At 69.9% G+C, this 1,994-nt stretch carries 1 protein-coding gene; it reads right to left on the bottom strand.

The window, feature by feature from the left end:
• The coding region (locus GTY96_RS36990) for a non-ribosomal peptide synthetase (RefSeq protein WP_235686144.1) at positions 1-1,955 on the bottom strand (1,955 nt) is incomplete at its 3' end.
• Positions 1,956-1,994: the final 39 nt, after the last annotated feature.

Genomic DNA, 1,994 nt, shown 5'->3' with positions numbered 1-1,994 from the left:
GCGAAGGAAAGCGGCAGCAGGCCCTCATGCGAAGTCCGAGTGAGGGGCGGCGGCACGCGCAAGGCTGGCGTGAGGGCCAGGATGCGTTCGGCGAGCGCGGCGACGGTGGGGGCTTCGAAGAGAGAGCGAAGAGGCAGCTCGACGTTGAAGGAGGCGCGGACGCGAGAGACGAGCTGGGTGGCGAGGAGGGAGTGGCCACCGAGGGCGAAGAAGTCGTCGAGGACGCCGACACGCTCGACGCGCAGCACCTGAGAGAAGAGGGCGGCGAGCTGCTCCTCGGCGGGAGTGCGAGGTGCGACGTGGGAGGAAGAGGAGGCGGCGAGCGGAGCAGGGAGTGCTTTGCGGTCGACCTTGCCGTTGGTGTTGAGGGGGAGCGAGTCCAAGACGAGGAAGGCCGAGGGCACCATGTACTCAGGCAGGTGAAGCTTGAGGAAGGAGCGCAGCTCGTTGGTGTCGAGGGACTGGCCGTCGTGGGGGACGAGGTAGGCGACGAGGCGCTTGTCTCCAGGGGAGTCCTCACGAGCGAGGACGACGGCGGCGTGCACCTGGGGGTGGCCGAGGAGGGTGGACTCGATTTCACCGAGCTCGATGCGGAAGCCGCGCACCTTCACCTGGAAGTCGGCGCGGCCGAGGTAGTCGATGGTGCCGTCAGCACGCCAGCGGGCGACGTCGCCGGTGCGGTAGAGGCGAGCGCCGGCCTCACTGGAGAAGGAGTCCGGGATGAAGCGCTCGGCGGTGAGGTCCGGACGGCCGAGGTAGCCGCGAGCGACGCCCTCACCGCCAATGAAGAGCTCACCAGAGACGCCGACGGGGACAGGGTGGAGGGAGGAGTCGAGGACGTAGACGCGGACGTTGGGAAGGGGCCTGCCGATGGTGGGCGAGGGGGAGGAGTCGAAGGCGCAAACGGTGGCGTCGACGGTGCACTCGGTGGGGCCGTAGACGTTGAAGGCGCGCAGGCGCGGGTGGTGGGAGAGGGCACGCCAGGTGGCGGAGTCGACGGCTTCACCGCCGACGAGGACGCGACGGGGAATGGCGTCGCGCTCGAGGAGGCCTTCTTCGACGAGGAGGCGCAGGTGAGCGGGGGAGCAGTCGAGGACGTCGAGGGAGTCGAGGGAGATGCGCTTGAGGAGCTCGGCGACGTCGGCGCGGGCTTCGTCAGGGACGATGCAGAGGGTGTGGCCGTCGAGGACTTGGATGAGCTGCTTGACGGAGGCGTCGAAGGAGAGAGGAGCGTTGACGCTGACGCGCTCGGAGGGGAGAGCGCCGGCGTGGACGGTGGAGGCGAGAGCGGCGCGGAGGTTGAGGACGGAGCGGTGCTGAATCATGACGCCCTTGGGGCGCCCTGTGCTGCCAGAGGTGTAGATGACGTAGGCGAGGTTGTCGGGTGAGACGGAGGAGGCGGGGGGAGAGAGAGGGAGGAGGGAGAAGGACTCGGGAGGAGAGTCGAGGCAGACGTCGTGGGCGGAGTGGGGCGGGAGGGAGTCGAGGAGGTGGCGCTGGGTGAGGACGACGGGGGCGCGGGTGTCGTGGAGGACGTGAGCGAGCCAGTCGCGAGGGTAGCTGGGGTCGACGGGGACGTAGGCGCCGCCGGCCTTGAGGGTGGCGAGGATGGCGACGAGGGAGAGGACGGAGCGCTCGAGGCAGAGGACGACGCGGACGTCCGGGCCGACGCCGAGCTCGAGGAGGAGGTGGGCGAGCTGGTTGGAGCGGGAGTCGAGCTGGCGGAAGGAGAGGTGCTCGTCACCGCAGACGACGGCGAGGGCGTCGGGGGTGAGGAGGGCCTGGGCGCAGAAGGCGTCGTGGAGGCAGAGGTCGCGAGGGAAGGAGGAGCGGGGGCCGTTCCAGTCGACGAGGAGCTGCAGGCGCTCCGGCTCGGTGAGGAGGGGGAGGTGCGAGAGGGCCGCGTCCGGCTGAGAGGCGATGGCCTCGAGCAGCACGCCGAGGTGGCCGGCCATGCGCTGCACGGTCGAGGCCTCGAAGAGATCCGTGGCGTA

The sequence above is a fragment of the Corallococcus silvisoli genome, assembly GCF_009909145.1.
Classification (GTDB): domain Bacteria; phylum Myxococcota; class Myxococcia; order Myxococcales; family Myxococcaceae; genus Corallococcus; species Corallococcus silvisoli.
This window is presented reverse-complemented; position numbering and strand designations above follow the sequence as displayed.